The sequence below is a fragment of the Kitasatospora sp. NPDC088134 genome, assembly GCF_044741705.1.
Lineage (GTDB): Bacteria > Actinomycetota > Actinomycetes > Streptomycetales > Streptomycetaceae > Kitasatospora.
On sequence record NZ_JBIUTD010000008.1, the window covers coordinates 48,728 to 74,244 of the forward strand.

The following is a 25,517-nucleotide window of genomic DNA, read 5'->3' on the forward strand; positions in this document are numbered from 1 at the left end:
GAAGGTGTCAGTGCGCGCCGGCGCGGCGGCGCGCGGCGTGCCGGGGCCCGGGCAGGCCACCGGCGGGCTCCCGGTAGAGCGCGGCCAGTTCGGCCGCGATCCGGGCGATGTCGTAGTGCGCGACGGCCGGCGGGACCGGCACCGGCCCGGTGCGGGCCACCGCCAGCAGCGCCAACTCGCGGGCGTAGGGCTCGGGTTCGGACGGCAGCAGGCGGGCGTCGGGGGCCGCGTCCGGGGGCAGCTCGGCGAGCGCCGGGCAGGCGGAGTGCAGCACCGGCAGCCCCGCGGCCAGGCCCTCCAGCACGGCCAGGCCGAAGGTCTCCTCGCGGGAGGGCGAGACCAGCACGTCCATCGCGGTGAGCAGTTCGGGCACGTCGTCGCGCTCGCCGGTGAGCACCAGCCGGTCGCGGACGCCCAGGCGTTCGGCGAGCGCGGTGAGGGCGTCCCGTTCGGGGCCCTCGCCGACCAGCAGCAGCCGGGCGTCGGGCAGCCGGACCAGCGCCTCCAGCGGCACCTGGAAGCGCTTGCCGGGCACCAGCCGGCCGACCGCGCCGACCACGAAGGCGTGGGTGGGCAGGCCGAGCCGGCCGCGCAGCCCGGAGCGGTGGGCGGCCCGCCCGGCCGCGCCGAAGCGGTACCGGGCGGCGTCCACGCCGTTCGGCAGCACCCGGACCCGGTCGGCCGGCACGCCCCAGTCGTCGAGCACCGCGGCGACCTGGCCGGAGACCGCGAGGGTGGTGCTGCCGAGCCGTTCCGCGCCCAGGTACAGCGCCCGGACGCCGCGCGAGACCGGCCGGCCCTCGATCACCCCGGCCTGCAGCGAGTGCTCGGTGGCGAGCACGGTGCGCACCCCGGCCAGCCGGGCGGCGAGCCGGCCGTACAGCATCGCCCGGTACAGGTGGGTGTGCACGACGTCGTAGCGGCCGGACCGGATCAGCCGGACCAGCCGGGGCAGCACGCCGAGGTCGCGGTTGCCGCGCATGTCGAGGTGGTGGACGGTGAAGCCGTCGGCGCGCAGTTCGCGGGCGACCGTGCCGGGGTTGGTCAGGGCGGCCACCTCGTGCCGCTGATCCTTCGGCAGGTTCCGCAGCAGCAGGGCGAGTTGGCGTTCGGCGCCGCCCGCGTGCAGGCCGGTGACCACGTGCAGGACCTTCATCGCCGCTCCCCCGCGGCGCTCCGCGGCGGGGCCCAGCGCAGCCCGGTCACCGCGTCCCGCCAGCGGTGCCGGCCGTGCTTGGCGCGCAGCCGCCAGGCGCCGTCGCGGTCGCCGACGTAGCAGCGGGGCAGCGCCCAGCGGCCGGTCAGCGAGGAGTGGTCGATGGCGCAGGCGTAGTCGTAGCCGGCCTCCCGGACCGCCCGGGTGGCGGGCAGGTCGACGGCGCCGTACGGGTAGCAGAAGCCGGTCACCGGGCCGCCCACCAGCTCCTCCAGGGCGTGCCGGCTGTCCCGGGTCTGGCGCTCCAGCGCGGCGGCGGGCAGGCCGGGCAGGGCCCGGTGGCCGAGGCCGTGCGAGCCGATCTCCCAGCCGGCGCCCGCGAGTTCGACGACCTGCTGGTCGGTCAGCAGCTTCTTGCGCGGGCCCTCGACGTCCCAGTGGTTGTCCGCGCCGAGCAGGTCGGGCACCACGTACGCGGTGGCGGTGAAGCCGTGCTCGCGGAGCACCGGGACGGCGTGCCGGGCGAAGTCGGCGTAGCCGTCGTCGAAGGTCAGGCCGACCAGCCGGGACTCCCGGCCGCGGGACCGGGCGGCCAGCAGTTCGCGGACGCTGACGCCGCGCCGGCCGGTGCGGTGCAGCCAGTCCATCTGCTCGGCGAAGCGCTCGGGGCCGACGGTCAGCAGGTAGGGGTCGTCGTCCTCCTCGGCGACCGAGTGGTACATCAGGATCCAGGGCGCGAGCCTGGGGGCGAGGGCCTGGGCCGGCAGGCGGGGGTCAGCGTCCATGCGGCTTCCCTTCGGCGGCGGGTGACGGTGCGTGCGGTCCCCGGGCCCAGGCGGCCAGCGCCAGCACCGGGCCGCGCACCTCGGCGGCGCCGAACAGCGTGCCGAGGGCGGCGAAGACCAGCAGGACGGTGGCGCCGCCGAGCAGGGCGGCGGGCAGCGGGGCGGCGGCGGCCCGGGCGGTCAGCGCGCCGAGCAGCGCGGCGGCGACGGCGGCGGCCAGCAGCCGGGCCTGGCCGCCGAGCACCGGGCGCAGCCGCAGGGCGATGCCGCGCAGCACCAGGCCGCGCATCAGCAGCACGGCGGTGGTGGTGATCCCGGCGGCGTTGCCGGCGGCCAGGCCGAGCGCCCCGAAGCGCGGGGTGGCGGTGACGCCGACGGTGCAGGTGACGGCCAGGCCGAGGGCCATCGCGCCGACCGGGTACCAGTCCAGCCAGGTCGTCCGGTCGCCCTCGGCGCGCGGGGCGTCGGCGCGGCGGACCACCGGGCGGACGCAGAAGTACGGCCGGACCATCACGCCGATCATCGCCTGCGCGGGCAGCCCGAAGGAGTAGACCCGGATCACCGCGGCGGTGGCGGCGGTGTCGGCGGCGCCGAACGCGCCGCGCTGGAACAGCAGCGCGACCACGGCGGGCGCGCAGGCCATCAGGAAGGCGGTGCCGAGCAGCACCAGCGCGGCGGCCTGGCCGAGGTCCTTCTCGACCCGGTCGCGGGCGGCGGCGAGGTCCCCGGCGGCCAGCGCCCGGGCCACCACCGGGAAGGTCACGGTGACGATCAGGATCGCCGAGGTCATCGCCAACTGGCTGACCTTCGCCGCGTAGTTGAGGTGCGAGATGGTGCCGGGCGGCAGGCCGGAGCCGAGGTAGCGCTCGATGAACACCTGGGCCTGCCGGGTCAGCGTGAACGCGGCCACCGGCAGCAGCGCCGCCGGGATCAGCACCAGGCCGCGGGCCGCACCCCGGCCCAGGCCGCGCCGGCGGCCGTCGCGCAGCCGGCGGGCGAACGGCAGCACCAGCACCCCGGCCATCAGCACGCTGCCCACCGCCACGCCGATCGCGGCGGAGCGCACCCCGAGCAGCCGGTGGCCGCTCAGCAGCAGGGCCAGGATGCCGAGGTTGTACATCACGTAGATGACGGCGGGCGCGGTGAAGGAGTGCAGGGCGCGCAGCGCGGACGCCAGGTAGCCGGCCACGCCGAACGGCAGCACGGTGCAGGCGGTGATCCGGGTGCAGGTGACGGCGAGCTGCGGGTCGGCCAGGCCGGGGGCGAGCAGCTCGACCAGTTCGGGGGCGCCGAGCGCGACCGCGCCGGACAGCGCGCACAGCGCGAGCAGCAGCCAGGGCAGTGTGGCCCGGGTCAACTGCCGCACCGGGTCCGGCCCTTGGGGGCGCTCCTCGCGCAGCACCAGGGCCAGGCTGAAGGCCGGAACCATCAGGAACGCCATCGCGTCCTCGATCAGCAGCGGCGCGGCGGTCTCCGGCACCGTCCAGGCGACCAGGAAGGCGTCGGTGCCCTGGTTGGCGCCGAAGTAGCGGGCCAGCAGCAGGTCCCGGAGCAGGCCGAGGCCGGAGCCGGCCGCGCTGAGCAGCGCGGTCACGCCGAAGGCCTTGGCCAGGAAACCGCGCCGGGTCGCCTCCGGGCCGGCCGCGCGCGGGGCGGGGACGGTCGGGGCGAGTTCGGCCACCGGCTGTTCGGTCGTCATGCGCCCTTCGTTCCAACGGAGTCGGGACCCGGAAGTGCGGTGCGGGCGGCCAGGCCGAGCACCACGGAGGTCAGCACGGTGGTGGTGCCGCCGATGTCGGCGTAGAGGAAGTCCCAGAGCACCCAGCAGAGCAGGGCGAGCGCGGCCAGGCCGGGGCCGGCGGCGCGGCGCAGGCAGCCGAGCAACAGGGCGAGGAAGAGCGCCAGGTAGGCGAGCACGCCGAGCAGGCCCTGCTCGCTGAGGACCAGGAAGTACATGTTGTGCGGGGAGAGCAGCGGTTCGCGCTGGAAGCCGATGGTGGAGTCGGCGGCGTCGCTGCCGGAGGACAGCCGCAGCGGGGCGTGGCCGTCCCGGAGCTGCTGGAACGCCTTGGGGCCGGCGCCGGTGGCGGGGTGGTCCTGCCAGATCCGGCCGGCCGTGGCCCACAGGTCGTAGCGGTCGGAGACGGACTGGTCGGGGGCGGCGGACACCGAGCCGATCGAGCCGAGCCGTGCGGTGACGCCGGAGGCGCCGAGGCCGAGGCCGCCGACCAGCACCACGGCGGCGGCCGCGCCGACCAGCACGCCCTTGACGGCGAGCCGGGCGTCGGCGCGCAGCAGCAGCACGGTCGCGGCGACGGCGGTGGCGATCCAGCTGCCGCGGCTGAAGGAGACCGCGAGCGGGAAGGCCAGGAAGGCGGCGGACGCCCACATCGCCCGGCGCAGCGCCGGGTTGCCGCCGGGGCGGCGCTCGGCCAGGGCGAGGGCGAGGGCGGCGAGCAGGCCGTAGGAGACCACGGTGGACATCGCCATGACGTCCAGCGCGCCGAAGGTGCCGACGGCGCGGACGGGTTGGCCGGCATAGGAGGCGCCGGTCCGGGTGAGGTACTGGTGCGCACCGACCGCGCCCTCGATCAGCGCGGCCAGCACGAAGGAGCCGAGCACCAAACGCTGGTCGCGGGCGTCCCGGACGGCGAGCAGCACGGCGGCGGGGACCAGCACGAAGATCTGGGTGAGCCGGACGAAGCCGGTGGCACTGGCCGCCGGGTCGACGGAGTGCAGGGTGGCGACGGCGGCGGCCAGCACCACTCCGCCGAACAGGGCGCAGGCGGCCCGGTCCAGGCGGGGGAGCCGGCCGCGCAGCAGGTCGACCGCGATCAGGCCGACCAGGGCCAGCGAGGCCAGGTCGGCGGGGGTGACGTGGACGGACGCGGTGACGTCCTTCTCCCCCGTCGGCACGCACACCAGCAGGACCACGGCGGCGGCGAGCCAGCTCGGCCGGGGTGCCACCGCGCGGGTCGTCCGCAGTGCGGGGTGCGGCAGTCGGAGGGTCAGGGACATCGGTCGTTCAGCTCCCGTCCGGGCGGACCACCAGGGCGGCGGTGCGCAGCAGGATCTTGGTGTCCTCCCACAGGCCCCAGCCCTCGATGTAGCGGTTGTCGAAGCGGGCCCGGTCCTCGATCGAGGTGTCCCCGCGCAGGCCGTTGACCTGGGCGAGCCCGGTGAGCCCGACCGGGACCCGGTGCCGGTCGGCGTACTCGGGGTAGGCCTGGCCGAACCGCATGACGAAGTACGGGCGTTCGGGGCGCGGGCCGACCAGGCTCATGTCGCCGCGCAGCACGTTCCACAGCTGCGGGAGCTCGTCCAGCGAGGTCTTCCGGAGGAACTTGCCGACCGCGCCCATCCGCCGGTCGTGCGAGATGTTCCAGCGGGTGGCCGACTCGTGCTCGTCGGAAGGGCGCAGGGTGCGGAACTTGAGCACGGTGAACACCCGGCCGTCGAGGCCGGTGCGCTGCTGGCGGAACAGCACGCCGGGGCCGGTCTCCCAGCGCACCGCGAGGGCGCAGACGGCCAGCACCGGGGAGATCAGCAGCAGGCCGAGGCCGGCCGCGGCGACGTCGAAGGAGCGCTTGACGATCCAGCCGCCGCGCCGCATCGCCGGGGCGCCCAGGCGGAGGCAGGGGAAGCCCCACAGGTGGTCGCCGGCGCCCTGCACGGAGTCGAACTCGCGCAGGCCGGGCACCAGCCAGACCTGGCAGCCGAACCGGGCGGCCTGCCGGAGCGCGGCCCGGGTGTCGGCCTCGTCGGCGGCGCCGGCGGTGGCCAGCACGTGGTGGATGCGGTAGCGGCGGAGCACCCGGCCGAGCGCCTCGTGGCCGCCGAGCACCGGCAGCGGGCTGCCGGGCGGCAGCAGGACCGGGTCGGCGTCGAGGTAGCCGACCGGGCGCAGGCCGTACTCGGGGCGTTCGGCGAGGACGCCGGCGATCCGCTGGCCGAGGTCGCCGGCGCCGAGGATCAGCACGGGGCTGGGCCGGCGGCGGCGGGCGCGGCGGGTCAGGTGGTGGACGAAGGCCCGGCCGAGGGCGGCCAGCGGGAGCATCAGCAGCAGCAGGCCGATCAGCCGCAGCGGGCTGATCGGCCCGAGGCCGGACCAGCGGCCGGCCAGGCAGGCGTCGGCGGTGATGGCGAAGGCGGTGGCGACGGCGGCGCGGGCCGCCAGCGCGGGGAACTCGTCGAGGGCGGACAGGCTGAGCCGGCTGCGGTAGAGGCCGCCGGCCAGGTTGAGCGGGAGGAGGGCGGGCAGGAGCAGTGCTGCGGTGGCGACCGGCCGGGTCCCGGCCGGTGTGGTGGCGGCCGCGGCCAGGCCGGCCGCCAGGGCGTCGGTGCCGGCCAGGGCCAGTGGCAGGGCGATCCGGGAGCGGAGCCGGGCCCGGTTCCGGCCGACGCCGGGGGACGTCCGGGGGGTGGCCGCTCTCGACCTCGGCCTGGTCTTCGGCCGATCGAGCACACCCGCGCGACTGCTGCGGTCCGGGTCCGTCATGGTTCTGCCCGGACGAGGCACGCTCTCGTGGTCAATGGTCATCAGCGCACGAACTCCCCTGCTGTGTGTCCGCCGTGACCGGGCAGCCGGACCGGGCGGACCCGGCGCGACACCCCCGGCCCGGTGGACGCGGTCCAGGTAAGAACCTGCTGCCATGGAAGGCGGTCGACCATTTCTGTCATGAAAATGGGGACGATGCAGGCGGAATCAGACATTACCGAACACCCAACCGAGGCACCGGGAGGCCGATCTGCCATTTCATCCCACCTGCCCAATAATAAGATTTTCCCAATACAGGGCCGCACCCGCATCGGCGGACCCCCCTGGTCTGACAAACGATCAGAACCGCTGCGGGACACGGCCCGTACGGCCCATTGGCACACCTTGGGCTCGAACGATCGTCCGATAGATGACCGCCATTTGGCGGACCACTCCCCCGATATCGTGATGATCTGCCACATGCGCACGGGCGGAAACTCCGCGCCGTTCGCATTCGATCCGATTTCCGAGGAATTCGACCAGCCGTTCGGCCAGCAAACCCGGGTTCTCCACCGGCACCACCGCGCGCGCCCGCTCGGCCGCCGGCAGGCACTCCCGTGCGCCCGGCACGTCGGTCAGCAGCACCGGCCGGCCGCAGGCCATCGCCTCCAGCGGTGCCAGCGCCATCCCCTCCCAGCGCGAGGGCAGCACCGCCAGGTCGGCCGCCGCCAACCAGAGCCGCGGGTCCGCCACGTCGCCCACCAGCCGCACCCGGGACGGGTCCGGCAGGCCGCGCACCCGCTCGGCCAGCGCCTCCGCGTCCGGCCCGCCGCCGACCAGCACCAGCCGGGCCTCCGGCCGCGCGCCCTGCACCTTCGCCCAGGCGTCCAGCAGCACGTCCTGGCCCTTCTGCCGGCACAGCCGCCCCACGCAGACCGCCAGCGGGTCGGCCTGGACCAGGCCCAGCGTCATCCGGGCCGCCCGCCGGGAGGCCGGGTCGGCGGGCGCGAAGTGCTCCAGGTCCACCCCGTTCGGGACCACCCGCCAGTCCGCGACCAGCCCGGCCGCCTCGCCGTCGGCCCGCTCCCGCTCGCTGACGCACAGCACCGTGCGGGCCCAGCGGGTGGCGTGCCGCTCCCAGCGCAGGCTGGCCCGGGCCAGCGCGCCCTCCACCGCGGCGAACGACCAGGCGTGCGGCTGGAACACCGTCGGCACGGCGCCGCGGACCGCCAGCCGCCCGGCCAGCCCGGCCTTCGCGCTGTGCAGGTGCAGCACGTCCGGCTCGGCCCGGCGGACGATCCGGCGCAGCCGCCAGGCCTCCCCCGCGGTGCTCGGGCCGGGTGAGCGCTCGGCGGGCCAGTCCAGCACCCGGGCCCCGGCCGCGGCGGCCTCGCGGGCGAGCCGGCCGCCGGGCGGGCAGGCCACCAGGACCCGGCAGCCGGCCGCGCGCTGACCGCGGACCAGGTCCACCACCACCCGGGCCACTCCGCCGTCGACCGGCTGGGACACATGAAGGATCGTCATCTGCACGGGCCGGAGCCTAGGTTGACGACGGGGGCCCACCGGGCCCGCTTCACCCGTCCCGGGGAAGCAGAACACCCGTACGGCTGACGCGCCGTACGGGTGTCCGAATGTTCTGCCGCTGCGGGTGCGGCTGTCCGACCCGGTGCCGGTCCGCGGTCGGCCGGGTCAGCCGAGTTCGGCCGCCAGGTTGGCCAGCACCTGGTCGTGGATGCGGTTCAGGCCCTTCGGCGCGAAGGTCCGCTCGAAGAACCCGCCGATGCCGGTGGCCCCCGTCCAGGACGCCTCGACCGTGACCCGGCTACCGCCGCCGGCCGCGGCCGAGACCGTCCAGGTGATCACCATCGAGGAGTTGGCGTCGGTCTCCACCAGCTGCTCCGGGCTCGGCGCCGAGACGGTGAACAGGCAGTCCCGGACCCGCTTCTCGGTCGCCTGCAGCTTCCAGTGCACCTGGGTGCCCGCGCCGGTCCCGCCGGCCCGCACCTCGTACTCGCTGTACTGCGCGGGCAGCAGCTTCGGCCGGGTCACCGCGTAGTCCGCCAGCGCCTCGTACACCCGCTCCGGCCCGGCCCCGTACGTCCGCTCGGTGGTGGCGTACACCTTGCCCATCGCTTCACTTCTCCTCGGTCGGCCGCTCGCTGTTCGGCGCCAAGCCAACCACCGCCCCCGCCGCGGGCCAAACCCGGGGGCGGCCCCTCCTCCGGGTGCGGGACGGCGGCGGCCTACTGCGCTGGTTGGAGAAGAGGGTCAACCCGAGGGGGGACTACGGCCGTTCCGGTCCGCACTAGCGTGGGGCGGGAGGTCGGCCGGCGCGGTCCGCGGGTGCGGTGCGGGGGAGGGCATCCGCGCGCCGCCGGCCGTCCGTACCGATCCGCAGGGGGAGAACGTGGCCGAGGAGCCGACGAGTGACGGCCTGCCGGCCCCGTTCGCACGGACCGGCCGGCCCGCCCCGGAACCCCCCGGATCGGGGGCGGGCCGGCTGATCGGCGGCCGCTACCGACTGCTGGAGCGGCTGGGCGCGGGCGGCATGGGCACGGTGTGGCGGGCCCATGACGAGGTGGTGGACCGGGACGTCGCGCTCAAGGAGCCCCGCGTCCCGGACCACCTCACCGACGCCGAGCGGCGGACCGCCTTCCTGCGGATGGAGCGCGAGGCCCGCGCCGCGGCCCGGATCGACCACCCGTCCGTGGTGGCGATCCACGACGTGGCCAGCGAGGACGGCCGGCCCTGGATCGTGATGGAGCTGGTCCGCGGGGCCTCGCTCGCCGAGACCCTGGAGGAGGGCACCCTGGCGCCCGCGGAGGCGGCCCGGATCGGGCTGGCCGTCCTCGGCGCGCTCACCGCCGCCCACGAGGCCGGGGTGCTGCACCGGGACGTCAAACCGGGCAACGTGATGCTCGGCCGGCACGGCCGGGTGGTGCTCACCGACTTCGGGATCGCCCAGGTGGAGGGGGAGCAGACGCTCACCGAGACCGGCGCCTTCGTCGGCTCGCCCGAGTACCTCGCGCCCGAGCGGGTCCTCGGCCGGCGTCCCGGCCCGGCCTCCGACCTGTGGGCGCTCGGCATCACGCTGTACCAGGCCGTCGAGGGCGTCTCGCCGTTCCGGCGGCAGACCACCCCGTCCACCCTGCAGGCGATCCTGCTCGCCGAACTCCCGCCGCCGCAGCAGGCCGGGGAGCTGACCGACCTGATCACCGGGCTGCTGCGCAAGGAGCCGGAGGCGCGGCTGGCCGCGCCGGAGGCCCGCCCGCTGCTGCACACGGCGACCGCCCCGCTGCCCCCGCCCGCCGTGCTCCGGGTCGCCACCGTGGCCGACGGGGCGCTGCCGCCCGCGGCGGAGCGGACCCGGTGGAACCGGCTCCGGCGGCGGCTGCGCACCCGGACCGGACTGGCCGGCACCGGGGCCGGGGTCCTCGCCCTGGCCCTGCTGGCCGGCCTGGTGGTGGCGCTGACCGGCGACGACCTGCCCGACGGGTGGAAGCGCTACGACGAGTACCGGATGGAGCTGACCGTCGCCGCCCCGGCCGACTGGCGGATCGCGACCATGGACGACCTGGGCAGCAGCAGCGGCCCCTACCGCGGCACCCTGTACACCTCCCCCGGCGGTGACAGCTGGATCGGCGTGGACCGCAAGGAGCGGACCACCGAGACCGCGCGGGCGATCGCCGAACGGTGGAAGCGCGAGCACCAGTCCGCCACCCCGCCGGAGGGCGGGGCCGCCGGCGTCGCCACGGTGGAGTCCACCACCGAGCAGGGGCGGGACGCGGCGGTCCTCACCGAGTACTACAGCCAGGACAAGAAGGGGGCGCCGCGCCGGCTGTCCAAGTCCCTGATCATGGTGGGCTCCCGCCAGGAGCGGATCGGCCTCTGGGTGGACGTGCCGGACGGCAAGGACGCCGCGCGGACCGCCGCCGCCCTGCTGGACAAGGCCCGGTCGGCCTACCAGGTCCGCCACCTCTGAACCGCCACCGGGCGGGCGGCGGGCGCCCCGGGCCGGTTCAGGCGCCCGCCGGTGACGGGGCGTCACCCCCCGGCCGGACCAGGCCGCTCTCGTACGCGAGCACCACGGCCTGCGCCCGGCTGGCCAGCCCCAGCTTGGCCATCACCCGGTTCAGGTGGGTCTTGACCGTCGCCACGCTCACCACCAGCCGGGCGGCGATCTCCCCGTTGGTCAGGCCGTGCCCGACCAGGTGCAGGACGTCGGTCTCCCGGGCGGTCAGCGCGGCCAGCCGGGCCGGGTCGGCCGGGGCCGGCGGCTCCGTGCGGGGCGCGAAGGCCTCCACCAGCCGCCGGGTGACGCTCGGGGCGAACAGCATCTCGCCCTCGGCGATCAACCCGACGGCGGCCAGCAGCCGTTCGGGCGGGGTGTCCTTGAGCAGGAAGCCGCTGGCCCCGGAGCGCAGCGCCGCGTACACGTACTGGTCCAGGTCGAAGACGGTGAGCATGACCACCCGGGGCCTGGGCTCCGCGGCCTCGGCCAGGATCCGCTCCAGCGCGGCGATGCCGCTCATCCCGGGCAGCCGGATGTCCATCAGCACCACGTCCGGGCGGCAGCGGGCGGCGAGCTCCACCGCCTCCTCGCCGGTGGCGGCCTCCCCCGCCACCTCCAGGCCCGGCGCGGCCCGGACCAGCGCCGCCAACCCGGCCCGGATCAGCACCTGGTCGTCCACGATGAGCACGCTCGTCATCCGCGCCGTCCCCCGTCGCAGCTCAGTCACCGGCCGGCCGGCCCCGGGGGCCGGGCACGGGGAGGGGTATCGAGAACACCACCTCGAATCCGCCCCCGGGCCGGGGGCCGGCGTGCACCGACCCGCCGTAGAGTTTGACGCGTTCACTCATCCCGATCAATCCGAGCCCGCCACCGGGCGCCGTGCCACCGCCGGGCGCCGTACCGCCACCGGGCACCGTGCCGCCGTCGGTGGCGGGCCCGTCGTCCAGCACCCGGCCGGTCAGCCGCTCCGCGCCGCGGTCCAGGACGACGCGGGCGGTGACCGGCCGTCCGGCGTGCTTGATCACGTTGGTGAGCGCCTCCTGGACGATCCGGTACGCGCACAGGTCGACGCCGGGCGGCAGGAGGAACTCCTCGCCCGTCACGGCGAGTTCGACCGCCACCCCCGCTCCCCCGGCCCGGGCGGCCAGGTCCGCCAGCCCGTGCAGGCCGGGCGCGGAGCGGTAGGGCGGCTCCTCCTCGGGCTCGCCGTCGGGGGCCGGTCGCAGCACCCCGAGCAGTCCGCGCATCTCCTCCAGGGCCGCCCGGCCGGTCGCCCCGATCTCCCCGAGCGCCCGCCGGGCCGCCGCCGGGTCGGAGTCGAAGACGTACTCCGCCAGGCCGGCCTGCACCGTCAGCGCCGACAGGTGGTGGGCGACCACGTCGTGCAGTTCCCGGGCGATCCGCACCCGCTCCTCGACCCTGGCGTGCCGGGCGCGCAACTCCTGTTCGGCGCGCAGCCGTTCGGTCAGCTCGGCGAGGCGCGCGTTGCGCTCGCCGAGGTTCCGCATCCCGGTGCCGAAGATCCACACCACGCCGATGCCGAGCGCCGACTGGGCCACCGCCATCGGCCCGTGCAGCTTCGCCGCCAGCCCGCTGACCAGCCACGCCCCGCCGGTCAGCAGCGCGGCCCCGGCGGCCTCCCCGGCCGGGCGCCGGACCACCACGGTGTAGCAGGCCAGCAGCGGCGCCCAGACGTTCACCGAGGGCTGGTACCCGGCCAGGGTGTACACCAGCAGGGCCGCGACGGAGAGGACGAGCACCGTCCGCGGCAGCCGCCGGCGGGCCGCCAGCGGCAGGTTGACGGCCAGGCACAGCCAGACCGCCCAGCTGTCGAGGGCGTGCCAGGATTCGTGCCGGTACCTCGCCCGGTACGCCTCCAGGGAGTAGGCGACCGCGACCGCGGCCAGCACGGCGGCGAGCACCCCGTCCACCAGTACGGGATGGGCCCGCACCCACCGTCCACCGATCCGCATCCCGGCAGCGTAGGCCCCGCGCGGCACCCCGTCGTCAATCCCGGGGTTGACGGCGGCGGACCGCCGCGGACCGCGGCGCGTTGTTAGGGTGGGCGGATGCTCGATGAGGTGACCGCGCTCCGGTACGTCGACCCGCTGCGGGCGGGGGGTTCGGTGCCGGGCGTGGTGGAGGCCGACGACCTGGGCACCTACGTGGTGAAGTTCACGGGTGCGGCGCAGGGCGTGAAGGCGCTGGTCGCCGAGGTGATCGTGGGCGAGCTGGCCCGGCGGCTGGGGCTGCGGGTGCCGCCGCTGGTGCTGGTGGACTTCGACCCGGCGGTGGCGGCGGACGAGCCGGACCGGGAGATCCAGGACCTGCTGCGGGCCAGCGCCGGGCGCAACCTCGGGATGGACCTGCTGCCGGGGGCGCGGGACTTCCGGCCGGGGATGATCGAGGTCTCCCCCGCCGAGGCGGGCCGGGTGGTCTGGCTGGACGCGCTGACCGGCAACGTGGACCGCAGCGTGCACAACCCGAACCTGATGGTCTGGCACGGCCGGCTCTGGCTGATCGACAACGGTGCGGGCCTGGTCTTCCACCACCGCTGGGCCTCGGCGGCGGCCGCGGTGCACCGGCGGTACGACCTGAGCGGCCACGCGCTGGGCGGCTCGGCCCCGGACGTGGCGGCCGCGGACACCGCGCTGGCACCGCTGGTCACCCCCGAACTGCTGCGCGAGGTGGCCGGGTTGGTGCCGGACGAGTGGCTGGCCGACGAGCCGGGCTTCGACTCGCCGGACGCGGTGCGGGCCGCCTACGTGGCGCACCTGGCGGAGCGGGTCGCGGACTCGGCGGCCTGGCTGCCGGAGGGCTTCGCCACCCCGGACCAGATCCGGGCCGCCGAGGAGCGGGCCGCCGCCGCCCGGCTGGCGGCGCGCCCGTCCTGGTTGAAGCAGGTGCCGAACCGGGCCGGTCTGGCTCCGGTGGAGCCGGACTGGTCCCGGCACGTCGGCGGCGAGTGAGCTACCGACCGCTCGTCAACTGCTGTTTGTGGCCGGTCAGTTGAGCCAAGGGTCGGCGGCCTTGGCGGCGGAGACCACGCCCGCGCCGTAGAAGCCGTTGTGCGCGGCGGAGCCCTCGCAGGTGGCGGTGTACACGCCGGTGCCGCCGGGGTTGTAGACGCCGGGCGGGCAGCCGTGCGCGTCCGCCTCCTGCACCAGCAGGGCGCGCAGCTCGTCCGGCCCGGCCCACGGGTGGGTGGAGGCGAGCAGTGCGAGGACGCCGACCACGTGCGGGGAGGCCATCGAGGTGCCCTGCATGTAGGCGTACCGGTTGCCGCGGACGGTGGACAGGATGCGGCCGTTGCGGTCGGGGGTGTCGGGCAGCTGGTAGCGGGCGTCGCCGCCGGGGGCGGCCACCGTGACCTTGTTCAGGCCGTAGCTGGAGTAGTAGGACTTGTCGCCCTTGACGCCGACCGAGGAGACGGTGACCACGCCGGGGAGTTCGGCGGGCAGGTTGAGGCAGCTGGCGTCGATCGGCCGGTCGACGGGGGTGGTGTCGTCGGGGCTGCTCGGGTCGGTGGTCTTGTGCGCCAGGTCGATGTTCTCGTTGCCGGCCGCGGCCACGTTCAGCACGCCGCCGCGCCGGGAGTAGTCGACGGCCCGGCGGACGCCCTCGGTGATGGCGGCCTGGTCGGGGTCGTTCGCGCAGTTGAACATCCACGGGTCGACGAAGTAGCTGTTGTTGGTGACCTGGAAGTGGTGTTCGGCGGCCCAGACGAAGCCGCAGATCGCGTACTCGGGGTAGATGAACCCGCCGTCGTCGACCACCTTGACGGCGGCCAGCCGGACGCCGGGGGCGATGCCCTCGATGCCCTTGCCGTTCTTGGCGGCGGCGATGGTGCCGGCCACGTGGGTGCCGTGGTCGCTGGCGGTGGGCTGCCAGGACTGCCAGGCGGTGTCGGCCCGGCCGCTGAGGCAGGAGGCGGAGAGCGCCGGGTCGACGTTGGCGGCCAGGTCCTCGTGGGTGGCGTCGATGCCGGAGTCGAGCACGCCGACCACCACGGAGCGGCTGCCGAGCGTGCTGCGGTGGGCCCGGTCGACGCCGATCTGCTTCATGTCCCACTGGTTGGCCCAGAGCGGTTCGACGCCGTCCGCGGGGGCGGCGGTCGGGACGGTGGCGTCCTGGACCGCGTCGTCGGCGTTGGCGGTGATGCCGGCGGTGCGGCTGGCGCCGACCGAGTCGACGGTCTTCGACTGCCGCAGCCGGGCGGCGAACCCGGGGTCGGTCGAGCGGGCGATCAGCACGCCTATCTGCTCGTAGGAGGCCACCACGCTGCCGCCGGCCGCCCGGATCTCGCGCTCGGCCTTCTGGGTCTGGCCGTGGTTGGCCCGGGTGTTGACCACGTAGCTGAGCAGCGGCCCGTCGGCGGCGGCCGACGGGGCGGCCGCGGCGCTGGTGACGGGCAGGGCCAGGGCGCCCGCCGTGGCGAGCGCGATGCTGGCCGCGGCGAGTGAACGGCGGCGGATCGGGGGAACGCTCATAGGGGTTGACCCTCCCGAGTGTGGCGGACGCGATCATGGGTGATCGAGGCGCACGAATGGGCGGGAGACTATTCAGCGCATAAGGTAAATATCAAGATGTATGACAACAATCTCCTCATAAAGAGCGAGTGCCCGGTCCGCTGTCGGTCGGACCGGGCACTCGCGTTCGGGTGACGGCCCGTCAGCCGCCGAACAGCTGGCCGTAGGTGGCCATCGCGGTGGCGATGTCGGCCTGCGCCCAGAACCGGTGGTACGTGAAGGTCGGCGCGGCGCCGCCGTTCAGGTACGTCTGGACCTTGGCGAAGGACGGGTCGTTCTTGTACCAGGACCGGATCGACAGGAAGGTCGAACTCCCGTTGACCGGGTCGCCGTCGGGCATGGTGCCGGTCCAGCCGCTCGGCACCGACAGCGAGTCGTTGAACCGCTTGTAGTCGGTCCGGGTCTCCGGCACCGAGATGCCCAGCGCGTCCTGGTTGTTGCCCCACATGCCGTCGAGCAGCTTCTGCGCCGCGGTCTTCGCCGCCGTGTTGCCGGACTTGGCCGCGTAGTAGGACAGCAGCTTGGCGTACGAGCCGGCCACGCCGACGTCGTTGGTGTAGTCGACCACGCTCACGTGCAGGCCGGTGTTGGCGCCCGGGGAGGCCGCGTTCCAGGTGTCCGGCTTGCCGCTCCAGCCCAGCGTGGACGGGATCCGGTAGCTGCCGTCCGCGTTGAAGGTGGTCTGGGAGAGCGCCCAGGTCACCCACTTGTCCAGGATCGCCTTGGCCTTGGCGTCACCGCTGGAGTAGTAGTACTCGGCCATTCGCTCCAGGCCCCAGGCCTGGAAGCCGAACCACTGGTTGGACGGCGGGTCGTGGTAGACCGGCGCCTCGTCGTAGAACATCCCGTAGAAGGTCGGGGTGCCCGCCGGCGGGGTCCCGTAGTCACCCTCCCAGCTGTTGGTCGCGCCGCCCGCGATCGCGCCCTCGCTGGACTGCAGCCACTGGGTGAACTCGACCTGACGGCTCATCGAGGTGGTCCAGTCCGCCTTGCCGGTGGCCGACTTCGGGGCCATCGCCGGGTCGTTGACCAGCGCGTACGCGGCCATCGGGTTCTGGTAGCCGCCGTGCGCCGCACTGTCGCCGATCCGCCAGGCCCAGCCCGCCGAGGTGTCGGTCGCGCCGCCCCAGGCGTAGTACCAGGACAGCAGGTAGTGCTCGGAGCTCTTGCCGCTGCCGGCCGCGCAGGCACTGGCACCGACGCAGTTGCCGATCTGCTTGAAGTACTTGTCGAAGAACGAGTACCGCAGGTAGTCGCCCATCTTGCCGGCCTTGGCGACCGTGGTCGCCACCTGCGAGCCGTTGCCCTGCGCCTTGGCCCAGGTGTCGGCCCAGTACGCGGCCTGGATGGCGCGCGCGTCGGCGTCCGGCGCGTCGGTGTACTTCCACTGCTTGGCGTACGAGTTGTCCTTGACGAACAGGTCCAGGTACCCGTTCTTGCCGCCGTACTTGAAGCTGTCGCAGGTGGGCTGCGGGACGGTCTCCCACACCGACTCCTGCGCGCCGCGCTGGTAGGTGTTGATGAACGACGGGCCGGTGTCGGCCGGACCGGCCTCGCACTTGCCGGGCGCGTTGCCGTAGCCGTAGACGTTGTCCACGTCCTGCAGCCAGTGCATGCCGTAGATGTCGTCGGTGCCGTACGCGCTCTTCAGCTCCCCGGCGATCGGGTCGCTGCCCGCGGTGACCGAGGTGTCCAGCTGCGCCGGGTAGTCGCTCGGCAGCGGGCGCTCGGGCGCGTAGGTGGCCGGCTTCGAGGCGTTGTAGAACGAGTTGGTGGGCTGGTCGGCGTGGCCCGGGATCATGTACGTCTCCATGAGCGTCCACGCCGCGTTGAACTTCGACCAGTCCTGGCTGATCCGCCCGTACTGGGCCTCCAGCCAGAGCAGGTACGAGTACGCCTCCGAGGTGGTCTCGTGCCCCTGGTCGGGGGCCTCGACCAGCAGCGTCTCCACCGAGTGGTACGGGATGCCCTCGGGCGAGAAGTAGCCGTTCGCCGGGTCCTTGATCTTGTTGTACAGCTGCAGGAACCGGTCGTTGTACACGCCCGAGGCCGCGGTCAGCTCGGTCACCGTGACCGCCGAGGAGGTGTACCCGGTGGCGGTCGAGGTGAAGGTGGCCGCACCGGTGGACGAGGCGTCGGCGGTCAGCGTGACGGTCTGCGCCGTCGACCAGTTGCTCGGCGTGAAGGTCAGCGTCGCCCCGGAGCCGATGGACAGTCCGGTGTTGCCGGAGCTCCGGGTGGTGGTCACGGTGACGTTCGCGGTGGGCTGGCTGGACAGCTTCAGCGCGAAGCTGCCGGTCTTGCCCTGGTTGACCGACAGGGTCAGCGGCGTGGCGGTGATCGACGGCCCGGCCGCGACGGTGACGCCCGCCGGGGTGGACTCGCTGCTCGCGCCCAGGCTGTCGTACGCCTTGGCGTAGATCGAGTGGCTGCCGCTCGCCGCGCCCGTCCAGCTGTAGGTGTACGGGGCGGTGGTGGCGGTCCCGAGCAGCGTGGTGTTGTCGTAGAACTCCACCTTGCCGATGCTCGCGCCGTCGCTCGCGGTGGCCGTGGCGGAGAGCGGAATCGCCGCGCCCGCCTGGTAGTTGGCGCCCGGGGCCGGGCTGGTCAGGGTGGTGACCGGGGCCGCGTGCGCTCCCGTGCAGCTGGTCCCGTTGACCGCGAACGAGGTCGGCGCCGCGTTGGTGCCGCTGTACGAGAAGTTGGCGCCCGCGGTGGCCGAGCCGCCCGCCGCGATGGTGGTCGCCCAGGCCGGGGCGGCGACCGTGACGTTCTTGCCGGACTGGCTCCAGGTGCCGTTCCAACCGCTGCCCGAGAGCGTCTGGTTGCCGGCGTAGGAGTAGGTCAGCGTCCAGCCGTTGAGCGCGGCGGTGCCCTTGTTGTTGATCGCCACGTTGGCGGTGAAGCCGCTGCCCCAGTCGTTCGTCGTGTAGTCGACGGAGCACTGGACGACGGCGGCGGACGCCGGGACGGCGACCGCCGTCGACAGGCCGGCCGCGAGCAGCGTGAGGGCGGCGGTGAGCGCCTGGACCCGGTTGCGGGGTGGTGACATGACGGCTCCTCGGAGGGGGTGGGTGGGGGAGTCCGAAGACGTGCGCACGGTGGCACAGGGATGGTGCTGGCAAGGCCGTTCATGTGGGAGCGCTCCCAAATATCGGGAGGGGCGTGCGCACTGTCAAGGGAGTCTGCAGCCCCACGTGTTGGCAACTGCCTTACCCCTGGCTATGGTTCGGGACGGGCCTGTGGGAGCGCGCCCATATCGCCACTCCTCCGAGGAGCCGGACATGTCCGTCCGCACCACCGCCCTCGCGCTGGTCTCCGCCCTGGCGGCGACCGCGGCCGCCACCCTCGCGCTCACCGGCGCGGGCACCGCGTCCGCCGCCGCCGTCCAGTGCTCCGTCGACTGGACGACGAACGACTGGGGCAGCGGCTTCACCGCCAACGTGAAACTTACGAACACCGGCACCACCGCGCTCACCAACTGGACCCTCGGCTACGCCTACACCGGCAACCAGACCCTCTCCGGCTCCGGCTGGAACGGCACCTGGAGCCAGTCCGGCAGGAGCGTCACCGTCACCGCCCCCGCCTGGGCCACCTCCGTCGCGGCCGGCACCTCCGTCACCGCGGGCGCCAACTTCTCCTACAGCGGCGCCAACGCGGCTCCGACCTCCTTCACCGTCAACGGGGCCGCTTGCGGCGGGGCGGCGCCGTCGCCCTCCCCGTCCCCCTCCGCCTCGGTGTCTGCCTCCTCCTCCGCCTCTCCTTCCCCTTCCCCCTCCCCTTCCTCCACCGGGGGGAGCGGTGACGGTAAGGCCCCGGCGCTGCACGTCTCCGGCAACCGGCTGGTGGACGCGGCGGGCGGCCAGGTGGTCCTGCGCGGGGTGAACCGCTCCGGCACGGAGTTCATGTGCGTGCAGGGCTACGGGTTCACCGACGGGCCGGTGGACGCCGCCTCGATCGCCGCGATCAAGAGCTGGAAGGCCAACGCCGTCCGCGTCCCGCTCAACGAGGACTGCTGGAACGGCTACGCGAACGTCAAGCCGGAGTACGCGGGCGAGAACTACCGCACTGCCGTGAAGAACTTCGTCTACGCGCTGCGGGACGCCGGGATCACCCCGATCGTCGAACTGCACTGGTCGCAGGGCCGCTACACCGGCAACTCATCGGGCTGCTCGGACGCCGACTCGACCTGCCAGAAGCCGATGCCGGGCGCCGGCGCGGCCACCTTCTGGAGCTCGGTGGCCGGCGTCTTCAAGAACGACTCGTCGGTGGTCTTCGACCTGTTCAACGAGCCCTACCCGGACCGCGCCGTCTCCGGCCTCGACCAGGCCTGGAACTGCTGGCGGGACGGCGGCAGCGCCTGCCCCGGCATCGACTACACCGTCAGCGGCATGCAGACGCTGGTGAACGCGGTCCGCGCGGCCGGCGCGAACAACGTGATCATGCTCGGCGGCCTCGCCTACTCCAACGACCTCGGCCAGTGGCTGTCCCACAAGCCTACCGACCCGGCGAACAACCTGGCCGCGGCCTGGCACGTCTACAACTTCAACTCCTGCTCCAGCCAGTCCTGCTGGAGCTCCACGGTGGCCCCGCTGGCCGCGCAGGTGCCCGTGGTGGTCGGCGAGATCGGCGAGAACGACTGCGCCCACTCCTTCATCGACCAGGTGATGTCCTGGGCCGACGCCGCCAAGGTCTCCTACCTCGGCTGGACCTGGAACACCTGGGACTGCTCCTCGGGCCCGTCGCTGATCTCCGACTTCGACGGCACCCCGACCGCGTTCGGCCAGGGCCTCAAGTCCCACCTGCAGGCCGTGAACTGACACCCGGGGCGGCCGCCCGGAACCCGACTCCGGGCGGCCGCCCCGCCACCGCGACCTACTGCCCCCGTTCGGCAAGGACCCGGGCCAGCCCGCTCCGCAGCCGCGCCGAGGCCCCCGCCGACTCCCCCAGCGCCCGGGCCCGTTCCACCGGAAACCCCGGACGGGCGGCCAACGCGAGCACAGCGGCGTACGGCCGCTCCCCCGCCGCCAGGCACGCACCGACGGCCTCCCCCACCGCCGCCAGCACCGCTCCGTCCGCCGCCGGATGCCCGGCGAGCAGGAACAGCAGCCTGTTCCCGTTCCACCCGCCCCACCGCGCCCCCGCCAACGCCACCAACACATCCACCGGCGTGTCCGGATTCTCCGCGAGCGCCTGGTCCACGAACGGATACCCCGTCCCCACCAGCCCCCGCAACACGGCGGCCTCCCTCGAACTCCGGGCCTCGGCAAGACGATCAGCGGGCGTGGGCACGGCACGGACTCCTCGACGAGCGGGACGGGAACTCGGAGCCCCGAAAGGCTACGCGCCCGGGGACACCCAGGACCGGGCGACTGGCTCCGCCACACCCCTCGGCTCCGGCCCCGCCTCTGAAGTGACAGATCGTCACCACCTCCGATGGGCGAGGCAAGCACCGCGGTCGACACACTTCTCCTCAGTCCCTCCTGGCCGTCGTGGCATGACAGCCGATCACGCCACAGGACGTCGGCCTGCTCGTCGAGAACGTAGACCAGGCGGTGATCCTGGTTGATTGGATGTCGCCGGGATCGATCAGTTCGCGGGCCACGGCACTACCCTCCCCAGCACTCCGGCCGGAAGCGACGCAGGTGGTCGGCGGGCAGGCAGTAGGGCAGTTGGCCCCACGGAGCGAGGCGTACTTGGCCGGCGAGATGAAGACCAGCAACTCGCGGCCGGTACGTGTGAGGGCCCCAGCATGGTTTCTCGCGGAGAGCCGAGCCTGTGTCCGCCCTCCGCGCAAGGATACGGCGGGGGATGTGTCATCCGATCGCGCGAGGGGAGATTCGGTGAAGCGGTGGCTGCTACTGACACAAGAGAGGGCATCGGCATCCAGTTCGAATCCCACCATCGAAGACTGGGAGAACGGTCACTTCGCAGTCGCGGACACGTCTGCCCATGTGGGTGACCCTGTCCTGCTGTGGCGCCGCGGGCGTGGCGGCGGGGCCGTTGCGCTCGGACGGATTGCGGAGACGGCTGCCATCAGGCCGCCCAGGTCTCTCCGGTCGGTAATTCTGGGCCAGCCGGACGACGAAGAGCCTGCGCAGGCTGATTACGGACCTTCAACTCCATGCAGGGTGCGCGTGGACTTCGAAGAAATGTTTCTGGCCTCTCCACTCCCGGCTGAATCATGGGGAATTCCTGCACTGGGGCAGATCGTTCGAACTGCAGGCCACGGTCTGACGGAAATCTCCTTGACAGACGCACAATTGGAGGCTCTTGATCGCTGGATCAAGCTTCCGAATCCGTCAGAGGAATTGCTGTCAGCATGGAATATTCCTCCAGGATCCGTAGTGAGCCGCACCCAACTGCACAACATTTACGGCGGAAACTCGCGAGTCACCGCCAGCCCCAGCGCAAAAACACGGAATGTATTCCTGTTCCTGAATCGATCCACCGCTGCCGCGGATTTGACCCCACGCCTGAGCGGAGATGTTCTGCTTGCGCCTGGGCAAGTACAAGTGGGCAACCATCTTTCCACGGAGAACATCGGGGTATTGAGCCATATCCGACGTGGACTGCCATTGCGCGTCTTCGAGGCACGACAGGGTGAATGCTTCTATTTCGGCGAGTTCGCCGTCGCCGAGGAACTTCCGGTCGCTCGGTGGGTCGAGGCCGGAGAGCCGATTGTTCACAGTTTTGGCGGCAGGGATTTTTCCCTCGTTCGCCAGGTGCCAATTTTCCGGCTGCTCCAACTGAACGGGGTCCGACCGTTCGCCGGCGGGTCCGATTCCTTTGACGAGGCTCCCCGGATGAGCCTGAGCCTTCGATTGGCCAATACGGATGACGAGTGCAGTCCGGCTTCGGGGCGCGGCGGCGATGAACCGCCGATCGAGGTGGGAACAACTCGCGAGGCGACCGGCAGTGCGGGAGCAGTGACGGTCCGAAGACTGCTGAATCTATTGGAACACGACCCCGAAGCCGCGCGGGCGATTGGTGCGATTGACGAAGCCCAGGCATTTGCGACTCTGGTGCAGCATGCGAGGAGACGTACCGACCTGGCCGAGTTGCGTATTGCAGCAGAGAACCCGAACAGCACGGAGAGCGACCTCCAGAAGTGTCTGCAGCGCATGACCTGGGTCTTCGGTGCAGAGTTCCTCTCCGGCTCTGCTCGACGAGACCTGACAGCGCAGGATCAGCTCGACCTGTCCCTCATCAGGCCGGATGGGTCCTTGCACGGCGTGGAGATCAAGAAGGCCAAGATCGGTGGCCTTGTCAAGAAGCATCGCAACCACCTCACCGTTGGTGCTGACATCAACGATGCGATGGGCCAGGCACTGAACTACCTTAGGAGCCTCGACGAACATCGGCACCAGATCTTGGCCGACTTCAATATCGACTGTCGCCGCGCCACAATGACCGTTGTCATTGGGCATGCGTCGTTCGTTACGGGGAGAGTCACTGCGGCGCAGGTCGCCGAGACGATCAGGACCTACAACAGCAACATGACCCGGATCACGGTGGTCACCTACGATCAGCTCATCGAAGCTGCGCAGCGCAGCCTCGATCTCGCGGAGCCGTCTGCTGCCGATCGGTAGAAGTGCTGCGGGAAAGCACAAGGCTGACCATGTCCAGCCAGTTCCTCCGATGTGTCGCCGACTTGAGGAAGTCCTGAACGGCTCCTCCTCAAGGCTGCCCATGCCGAACGCAAGACGGGGAGAACGACGAGGGCCCGGACCTCCGAGCGGCCCAGGCCCTCGTTTGCCCTGGTGGGCAGAGGCGGGAGATACGAGATTCGAACTCGTGAGGGGTCACCCACAGCCGGATTGATCCGCTCCGCTGTCGGTCAGTTGTCCGTGTCTTTGGGATGCCGGGGCGAGGCGTAGACGAGGTGGACGGTCCGACTTGGCTCGTCGACGAGGTAGCGCACGCGCCCGCCGGCGGTGACCTCGTACTCCCACTGCGGCAGCTCGTCCCCAGCGAGAACGCGGATGGCGAGGCGACCTCGGAGTCGGTGCTGTCGATCGGGGTCGCTCGTGGACAAGGGGTTGGCGCGGAGGGCTTCGAAGCAGCGACGGGTGTTCCCCGGTGCCTCCGTACAGAGGTCGCCCCATCCCTTGGCTGCCTCGTTGGTGGCGAACCGCAGTCGCCACTCGTCACCGACCGGTGGTGGTGGGACGTCGTCCCCGCGCTTGGGGCTCACGGGGCGAGCACCTCACCGTGGTCATCACCGAGAAGCGGCGCGGCGAGCTGGGCGCTCAGTTCGGGGTCTGCCAGGATTCTGGCTGTTGCCCGCCACTCGACGATCACACGGTGCAGGTTGGCGTGGACGTCCAGTTCCACCACGTCGCGGGTGGCGTCCACGAGGTCGACGACGAACTCGCGCACCTCCTCGGCCGACAGGTGCCGGGTCCAGGGGAAGACCTCGGGGAGGGCGAGGAGCACCGCGCGCGCACCCTCGTCACTGGCGATCAGAGCCGCGAACAGACGAGCCGTGACATCTGCGGTCTCCTCGCGCTGGCGGTCGTGGCGTTCGGTGGTCAGGTACAGGTCCTCGCCGTCACGACGGGTGACATGGACGCGCTGCGCCTGCTCGACGGTGTCCGCGACGCGCTTCGAGTTCTTCGACAAGTCGGAGAACGACACGGTGAGAGTGGACATGCGGCCACGCTACTTCGGAATACGTTCCGAAGTCAATGTGTGGATGCGCCTGGTCAGGTGCAGGTTTCCGCAGCAGGAGCTGGGAACATGACGGAAACGTCTGGGGGCCTGGATGTGGAGGCTCGCAGCCGCGTGGAGCGACGCCCTGCTCGGGTCATGGCGTTCATCACCGCGCTGCTTCGATCGGTGCGGATGCTCCTGCAGTCGGTGACCGACATGATGCGCTCCTGGCACTGTCTTCGGCGTGCTGTTTCGGCTGGCTTCGAGCAGCCCCTTATGACGAAGGCTCGGACCGCTGAGCAGCCCGAGCCTTCGATCGAGACGGGGGATCCGAGGTTCCCACCCGTGCGGAGTTGCCCCCAATACGCTTCCGGGTCGGCCGTCACGAGCCATGGCCGCCGCCCCTCGGGGAGGGGTCGGCGGCCATGGGCGATGCGGGCGCGTCAGCTGTGGAAGGCGGCGGTGCCGTTGGGGGTGCCGAGGCCGGTGGGGCCGTCGTAGCCGGTGGTGGCGGTGCAGAGGTAGGAGGGGGAGCAGCTGCCGTTGTTGCCGGTGGTGACGTCGAAGAGGGAGGTGGTGTGGGCGTAGGGGAAGGAGGCGGGGCTGGTGCCGGTGGCCGGGGTGCCGGCCAGGGCGTAGACGCCGGCGATGATCGGGGCGGCGGCGCTGGTGCCGCCGTAGACGGCCCAGCCGCTGCCGCCGTAGGTCTGGTAGACGGCGACGCCGGTCGCGGGGTCGGCGACGGCCGAGACGTCCGCGATGGTGCGCTTGCTGCAGCCGGTGTCCTTCTGCCAGGTGGGCTTGGTGTCGTACTTGGAGCAGCCGGAGCCGGTGCCCTCGGTGGAGTTGGTGAGCCAGACGCTCTCGGTCCAACCGCGGGTGTTGGAGGCCTTCTTGAGCGCGGTGCCGCCGACCGCCGTCACGTACTTGGAGGCGGCCGGGTACTGGGCGCCGTACGCGGAGTCGCCGGAGGAGACGGTGATGGCGACGCCGGGGTGGTTGAAGTACGAGGAGTCGTACGAGGTGTCGGCGGAGGACTCGCCGCCGCCGTAGCTGTTGGAGACGAACTTGGCGCCGAGCGAGACCGCGGTGTTGACCGAGGTGCCGAGGTTGCCCATGGTCGCGCTGCTGGCCTCGACCAGGATGATGTGCGCGTTCGGGGCGATCGCGGAGACCATGTCGAGGTCGAGCGAGATCTCCCCGGCCCAGCCGGAGTTGTTGGCGGGGAGGCTGGAGCCGCCGGTCTGGTTGACCTGCTTGAAGCAGCCGCTGGCCTTCGTGCAGGCGGGGAGCCCGTACTGGGCGCGGTAGACCGCCATGTCGGACTCGGCGTTGGGGTCGTTGTAGGCGTCGACGATGGCGATGGTCATGCCGGCGCCGCCGTTCGCGGGCAGCTTGTACGCGCTCAGCAGGTCGGCGGGCCCGTAGCCGGACGGGGTGGCGTTCGGAGTGACGCCGAGTGCCTGGACGGCCTCCGTCGTGCTGGTCACGCGCAGGGCGTGGCAGGCCATGGTGTCGCCCTTGGCCAGAGTGTCGCAGGCCCTGACCCAGGACGTGCCGTCCTTGGAGTGCACCTGCGGGCCACCGACCGCGCCGGCCGGGGCGGTGCCGGCCAGGGCGGAGAGGGTGAGGGCGGCGATGCCGGTGGCGGCGAGGGCCGTCCGGCGGGCTGCTGCGGGGAGAGTGCGCATGGGGGAATGCCTCCTGTGGCTGGGGTGACCGGAAGCGGTGCGCGCCCGCGCCGCGGGCCCGGAGTGGGTGGCCGGGTCCGCGGCGGAGCAAGGCCCGTCGCGGGTTCTGGAACCGTCGACGGGCCGGTGTGTCCCTGGAGCCTTGCGGCTGGCGTCCGACGCTAGCCGGGCGTGCACATGCCCAACAAGGACGGCGGCGTGATCCGAACCCT

General features: G+C 72.8%; 19 protein-coding genes. 4 read left to right on the forward strand and 15 right to left on the reverse strand.

All coding sequences use genetic code 11. From position 1 onward, the window contains the following. Positions 1-7: 7 nt before the first annotated feature. From ACIOHG_RS15255 to ACIOHG_RS15285, 7 genes are all read right to left on the reverse strand, one after another. Positions 8-1,156: a glycosyltransferase gene (locus tag ACIOHG_RS15255; protein WP_400950083.1), complete on the reverse strand. Its 1,149-nt coding sequence runs from the start codon at positions 1,154-1,156 to the stop codon at positions 8-10. Next, entirely contained in the window at positions 1,153-1,941 is a 789-nt protein-coding gene (locus tag ACIOHG_RS15260) for a polysaccharide deacetylase family protein (RefSeq protein WP_400950085.1), read from the reverse strand. The genes ACIOHG_RS15255 and ACIOHG_RS15260 overlap by 4 nt, the downstream gene beginning before the upstream one ends. Beyond that, on the reverse strand, positions 1,931-3,640 hold the full coding sequence (locus ACIOHG_RS15265; protein WP_400950087.1) for a lipid II flippase MurJ: 1,710 nt from the start codon (positions 3,638-3,640) through the stop codon (positions 1,931-1,933). The genes ACIOHG_RS15260 and ACIOHG_RS15265 overlap by 11 nt, the downstream gene beginning before the upstream one ends. After that, positions 3,637-4,959: an O-antigen ligase family protein gene (locus ACIOHG_RS15270; protein ID WP_400950090.1), complete on the reverse strand. Its 1,323-nt coding sequence runs from the start codon at positions 4,957-4,959 to the stop codon at positions 3,637-3,639. Before ACIOHG_RS15270 ends, ACIOHG_RS15265 begins: the two co-directional genes overlap by 4 nt. Positions 4,960-4,966: 7 nt before the next feature. Then, entirely contained in the window at positions 4,967-6,481 is a 1,515-nt protein-coding gene (locus tag ACIOHG_RS15275) for a sugar transferase (RefSeq protein ID WP_400950092.1), read from the reverse strand. 297 nt (positions 6,482-6,778) lie between these two features. Continuing rightward, positions 6,779-7,942 carry a glycosyltransferase gene (locus ACIOHG_RS15280; RefSeq protein ID WP_400950095.1) on the reverse strand — a complete coding sequence of 388 codons (1,164 nt, stop codon included), beginning with the start codon at positions 7,940-7,942 and terminating at the stop codon, positions 6,779-6,781. Positions 7,943-8,107: 165 nt separating this feature from the next. Further along, on the reverse strand, positions 8,108-8,548 hold the full coding sequence (locus ACIOHG_RS15285) for an SRPBCC family protein (protein WP_400950097.1): 441 nt from the start codon (positions 8,546-8,548) through the stop codon (positions 8,108-8,110). A gap of 277 nt (positions 8,549-8,825) precedes the next feature. On the opposite strand from ACIOHG_RS15285, the gene ACIOHG_RS15290 reads away from it, so the two are divergent. Then, positions 8,826-10,400: a serine/threonine-protein kinase gene (locus ACIOHG_RS15290; protein WP_400950100.1), complete on the forward strand. Its 1,575-nt coding sequence runs from the start codon at positions 8,826-8,828 to the stop codon at positions 10,398-10,400. A gap of 37 nt (positions 10,401-10,437) precedes the next feature. On the opposite strand, the gene ACIOHG_RS15295 is transcribed toward ACIOHG_RS15290, so the two are convergent. Beyond that, positions 10,438-11,127: a response regulator gene (locus tag ACIOHG_RS15295; RefSeq protein ID WP_400950103.1), complete on the reverse strand. Its 690-nt coding sequence runs from the start codon at positions 11,125-11,127 to the stop codon at positions 10,438-10,440. A gap of 22 nt (positions 11,128-11,149) precedes the next feature. Further along, positions 11,150-12,403, reverse strand: a complete 1,254-nt coding sequence (locus ACIOHG_RS15300) for a sensor histidine kinase (RefSeq protein WP_400950106.1) — start codon at positions 12,401-12,403, stop codon at positions 11,150-11,152. A gap of 96 nt (positions 12,404-12,499) precedes the next feature. On the opposite strand from ACIOHG_RS15300, the gene ACIOHG_RS15305 reads away from it, so the two are divergent. Next, positions 12,500-13,399 carry a HipA family kinase gene (locus ACIOHG_RS15305; protein ID WP_400950109.1) on the forward strand — a complete coding sequence of 300 codons (900 nt, stop codon included), beginning with the start codon at positions 12,500-12,502 and terminating at the stop codon, positions 13,397-13,399. Positions 13,400-13,435: 36 nt separating this feature from the next. On the opposite strand, the gene ACIOHG_RS15310 is transcribed toward ACIOHG_RS15305, so the two are convergent. Together ACIOHG_RS15310 and ACIOHG_RS15315 are read right to left on the reverse strand one after the other, a co-directional pair. Continuing rightward, positions 13,436-14,920: a S8 family peptidase gene (locus ACIOHG_RS15310; protein ID WP_400950112.1), complete on the reverse strand. Its 1,485-nt coding sequence runs from the start codon at positions 14,918-14,920 to the stop codon at positions 13,436-13,438. 181 nt (positions 14,921-15,101) lie between these two features. Further along, the gene (locus tag ACIOHG_RS15315) at positions 15,102-18,011 is read right to left on the reverse strand and encodes a glycoside hydrolase family 48 protein (protein WP_400950115.1); all 2,910 of its coding nucleotides are present in this window, start codon (positions 18,009-18,011) and stop codon (positions 15,102-15,104) included. A 232-nt stretch (positions 18,012-18,243) separates the two neighbouring features. Between ACIOHG_RS15315 and ACIOHG_RS15320 the strand changes: the two genes are divergently transcribed. After that, positions 18,244-19,779, forward strand: a complete 1,536-nt coding sequence (locus ACIOHG_RS15320) for a cellulase family glycosylhydrolase (RefSeq protein ID WP_400950118.1) — start codon at positions 18,244-18,246, stop codon at positions 19,777-19,779. Positions 19,780-19,834: 55 nt separating this feature from the next. Here ACIOHG_RS15320 and ACIOHG_RS15325 read toward each other — a convergent pair whose 3' ends face one another. Continuing rightward, positions 19,835-20,251 (reverse strand): hypothetical protein, encoded by a 417-nt coding sequence (locus tag ACIOHG_RS15325; RefSeq protein ID WP_400950121.1) that lies wholly within the window; start codon positions 20,249-20,251, stop codon positions 19,835-19,837. A gap of 845 nt (positions 20,252-21,096) precedes the next feature. Here ACIOHG_RS15325 and ACIOHG_RS15330 point away from each other — a divergent pair. Beyond that, positions 21,097-22,551, forward strand: a complete 1,455-nt coding sequence (locus tag ACIOHG_RS15330) for a Shedu anti-phage system protein SduA domain-containing protein (RefSeq protein WP_400950124.1) — start codon at positions 21,097-21,099, stop codon at positions 22,549-22,551. Between the two features lie 248 nt (positions 22,552-22,799). Here ACIOHG_RS15330 and ACIOHG_RS15335 read toward each other — a convergent pair whose 3' ends face one another. The 3 genes from ACIOHG_RS15335 to ACIOHG_RS15345 form a co-directional block, all read right to left on the reverse strand. Then, on the reverse strand, positions 22,800-23,156 hold the full coding sequence (locus ACIOHG_RS15335; RefSeq protein ID WP_400950126.1) for a hypothetical protein: 357 nt from the start codon (positions 23,154-23,156) through the stop codon (positions 22,800-22,802). Beyond that, complete coding sequence (locus tag ACIOHG_RS15340) at positions 23,153-23,614, reverse strand: prevent-host-death family protein (protein WP_400950129.1); 462 nt, start codon at positions 23,612-23,614, stop codon at positions 23,153-23,155. The genes ACIOHG_RS15335 and ACIOHG_RS15340 overlap by 4 nt, the downstream gene beginning before the upstream one ends. A 443-nt stretch (positions 23,615-24,057) precedes the next feature. After that, positions 24,058-25,305: a peptidase S8 gene (locus ACIOHG_RS15345; RefSeq protein WP_400950131.1), complete on the reverse strand. Its 1,248-nt coding sequence runs from the start codon at positions 25,303-25,305 to the stop codon at positions 24,058-24,060. Positions 25,306-25,517: the final 212 nt, after the last annotated feature.